The organism is Acidovorax sp. (genome assembly GCF_022763525.1).
GTDB lineage: Bacteria > Pseudomonadota > Gammaproteobacteria > Burkholderiales > Burkholderiaceae_C > Acidovorax.
In genome coordinates this window covers 1-3915 of sequence record NZ_JALEGG010000013.1, presented here as the reverse complement: position 1 = coordinate 3915, position 3915 = coordinate 1, and the positions used below count along the sequence as shown (strand labels likewise).

Genomic DNA, 3915 nt, shown 5'->3' with positions numbered 1-3915 from the left:
GCGTGTTCTGCGACTGGTCGTAGTCGTAGCCGGTGAATACCCGCGCCAGGTTGGTCACGTCGCTTTGCGTGTAGCTGTCGATGGGCTTGCCCGCGCCATCACGGCGGACAGTGCCGTCTGGGTTCAAGGCCGACAGCCCGATGGTCATGAGCTGCAGGATCTCGCGGGCGTAGTTCTCGTCGGGCAGTCGCCCGGTAGCGGGATTTTCCTTCTGGTTGCCGCGGGTGTTCAGGTAGTAGCCCATGGCGGGGTTCAGCGTCACGTCTTCCAGCACCTTGCGGTAGTTGCCGAAAGCGTTGGCGACCAGCTGGTCCCAGTACCAGGCAATGGCGTGGCTGCGCCAGCTGAAATCGAGCCCCGTGAGCGACACCACCAGGATCTCCGACAGCGCCAGCGCCACGCGCTTGCGCAGCTGGTCGGGCGCCGTCATGAGCTGGTTCCAGATCATGTAGTCGCCGGGGTAGCTGTTGTCGTAGTAGCTCGTGGCGTTGTCCACCGTGGCGTATCCGCGCTGGTTCAACCAGTCCCAGCCGCGCTGGCTGGCGCCTCGGGCGAACTGGCTGTCGAGCCACTGCGTGTACGACGTGGAGCGCAGTGTGGCGACCTCGGCGGTGGAGGCGGAGAACTGCGCCTGCAGCAGGAAGCGCGCAGCCTCTTCGTCCGACTTGGCGGTGGGGTGGGCGTAGTTGCCCGGTGTGGGCGTGGACGGCGCGGGCCCGGGGCTGGGGGCGGGCGATGGCGATGGTGACGGCGCGCCTGGGCTGGGCGAGGCGCCGGGCGGCGAAGGGCGGGGTGCGGGGCTGGGCGAGGCCCCGGGCGGCAAAGGCGCGGGCGACCCGTCGGGCGGTAAGGGCGCTGGCGGGGGGGCAGCCGGGCTGGCCCCGGGGATGTCGGAATCGCTCTCTCCTCCACCGCAAGCGGCCAGGGCGGCGGACGCGAACAAGGCAGTCAGCAGCGGCGCGTGGCCGCGTGCGGAAGCGCCGCTGGGCGCAGCAGGCAGTGAAGCGGTGGCTGGCGCCACAGTCGTCGAAAGGCAGCCCTCTCCGTCCTCGGCGACATCAGCGGTCGCCCGAGGCTCCTCGTGTTTGTATTGCATGGTGTTATCGGGTGAAACACGCGCTGTGCGCCGCGCGCGGGCACACTTCACCACAAGCACTCGGGGGCACGGCAACACAAACGTTACGAAACGAAACTCTCACAGGAGAGGGTTACAGCGCACATGCCAAAAGTGATGGGCAATTGCAACACTTGGGCCGCTAATGGATCAGTTGTAACTTGATGTGGAATGGACAACCGAAACCTGGGAGAAGAAAAAAAAGGGGGCCCCGGACCGGGCCCCCTGGGCGCCTGCCCGGCGCAGCCTCAGGCCATGAAGCCCAGGTCCACCGGGTAGTCCGGCCGCCCGGCGGCAGCGCCAAAGTGCGTGATGTTGGGCAGCACGCCCGCCATCTCGCTGTCGGCCACGCCAAACCACTTGGCCAGCGTGGCCGCGTACTGGTCCACCGAGGTGGTGGGCAGCAAACGGCCCTGGCCGACGTGCCACTGATCTTCGGGTGCGGCGGTGTTGCCCACGCTGACCGGGGGTGCGATGCCGTAGAAAGCCTTGCCCTTGACGGCGCCGCCCACCATGAAGTGATGGCTGCCCCAGCCGTGGTCCGAGCCATCGCCGTTGGAACTGAGCGTGCGGCCGAAGTCCGAAGCGGTGAACGTGGTCACCTTGTCCGCCACGCCCAGCTCGGCCGTGGCGTTGTAGAAGGACGTGAGGGCGTCGCTCAGGCGCTGCAGCAACCCGGGCTGCTGCGAGATGAGGTTGTCGTGCAGGTCAAATCCGCCCAGCGACACCATGAACACCTGCCGCTTGCTGCCCAGCGCGTTGCGCGCGCCGATCAGCCGGGCCACCATCTTGAGCTGGTCGGCCAGTGAGTTGTTGCTGGGGAAGGTGGTGCTCAGGGTGGAGCTGGCCAATGCGCTGGTGATCTGGCTCTCGGACGTGACGGCGCGCGTGGTGACGCGGTTGTATTCGTTTTCCAGCAGGTGGCCGCTGGGCTGCTGGATCAGCGCCGAGAGGGCGCCGCGCACGGCGCTGGAGCCATACACATTGTTCTTCACCCCGTTGATGGCCACGGCACCGTTGGTGCTGACCTGGTATTGCAGCGCCGAGTCACCCGAGAGGAACACCGCGTTGCCCGTGACGGCGATACAGGTGAACAGTGAATTGCCGTTGGAGGACAGCGCCAGGTCGCCGATGTTGCCGCCCCAGCCCACGGTAGAGCCTTCGGGCGAGGACGACTGCCACACGGACTGCTGGTCGTTGTGCGAGAACAGCTTGGGCGGGATGGGGAAGGCCTTGCGGTCCGGGCTGTTGTACTGCGCGCGGGTCAGCGGCACCACCAGCGGTCCCACGTTGAGCTGCACAGCGGCCTTGCCGCTGTTGAACAGGCTCGCCAGCCCCGTCATGGCCGGGTGCAGCGCGTACTGGCGGCCATCGGGCAGCGGCGTGGTCGGGCTCAACAGCGTGGGCGTGAGCGATGCCTTGGGAATGGCGATGCTGCCGCGGATGCTGCTGTAGCGGCCGTGGCTCGCGTCGTCGTACGTGACCACGGTGTTGGCGTAGTCGTTGCCGCCGTAGAGGAATACGCAGACCAGGGCCTTGTAGTCGTCGGCGGTGAAAGCGGCCGCCTCGCCCATGGCGGCGAGGTTCAGCGCAAAGGGCAGGGCGGTGCCTGCCAGGCCCAGCTGGGCAGAGCGGCGCAGGAACGCGCGGCGCGAATGGAGTTCGGGTTCAAGCAGGTGCATGGCTTGGCTTCTTGGGGCGTCGTGGGGCTTGCGGGGCATGAAGCCACCGTGTCATTTGTTTCTTTACTTCTGGATGAGGTACTCGGCCGAGGCCATCACCAGGAACACCGCGGCTGCGATGCGGTCGCGCTTGGCGTTGTCGGTGCTGCTGGCCGTCACGGTCGTGGTCTTGAGCGCGTCCGCGATGAGCTTGACGGTGGCCGCGGACAGCTGCCCTGCGCACATCAGCAAATTGATGCGAGCCACCAGCGCGTCCGCGTCGGCCACCAGCGCCAGCTCCTCGGTGTAGGCGGCCTTGATGTCAAAGCCGTTGTTGGGCGTGCTCGCGTTGTGGGGCACGTCGGGGCCGTTCACCCAGATGCCGTTGCGGATGACGCCCTGCATGAAGTTGAGGTAGCCGCCCACGCTGCTTTCGTTGACCAGCTGGAACTCCGGGGCCACGGCGCCCGTGGCGGCCAGCGCGGTGGAGGGCGGCACGTAGCCGGGCCGGAAGAAGTTGAACACCGAGGGCGAGCGCAGCGGGCTCTGGCCCAGGCGTGAACCCGGATCGCCGAGGTTGCCGATCTTCCAACTGCCGAAAGTGGAATTCACACCGAAAGTGCGGCCCCACTGCACGAAGCGCAACATGGGCTCGCGCAACTTGCCAAAGCCCGGCTGCGACAGCCCTGCGGGCGAGCGCGCCTCGTCGTCGAGCAGGATGGCACGGACCACGGCGCGCAGGTCGCCGCGCGCACCGGCGCCGTTGTTGTTGAAGGCCCCTGCCACCCGTGCGACATAGCCAGGGGACGGGTTGCTCGTCACCAGCCGCTGGATGAGCTGCTTGCCGATGAAGGGCCCCACGTTGGGATGGTTGAACAAGGTATCGAGCGCGGTCTTGAGCGCCGCCGCGCCGGGCGTGCCCGCTGGGATGGTGGTGCCCAGGAAGGTGGCCGCCAGAGCGGAGTGGCGCGACTCGTTGAGCGCCATCGGCAGCCGGGTGAACGTGGTGCTGGGCACGGTGCGGTTGGTGCCGGGAACCTGCGTGGGCGTGTTCTGCGACTGGTCGTAGTCGTAGCCGGTGAATACCCGCGCCAGGTTGGTCACGTCGCTTTGCGTGTAGCTGTCGATGGGCTTGCCCGC

At 67.3% G+C, this 3915-nt stretch carries 3 protein-coding genes; all 3 read right to left on the bottom strand.

Going from position 1 to position 3915, the window contains the following annotated elements; translation table 11 throughout:
* Positions 1–1096: DUF1800 family protein (locus MRY84_RS01135; protein WP_291503937.1), on the bottom strand; the 1096-nt coding region annotated here is incomplete at its 3' end.
* Positions 1097–1362: 266 nt separating this feature from the next.
* Positions 1363–2796, bottom strand: coding sequence for a DUF1501 domain-containing protein (locus MRY84_RS01130; RefSeq protein ID WP_291503936.1), 1434 nt, complete (start codon positions 2794–2796; stop codon positions 1363–1365).
* Between the two features lie 63 nt (positions 2797–2859).
* Positions 2860–3915 (bottom strand): DUF1800 family protein (locus tag MRY84_RS01125; RefSeq protein WP_291503935.1); only part of this gene is annotated, 1056 nt, incomplete at its 5' end.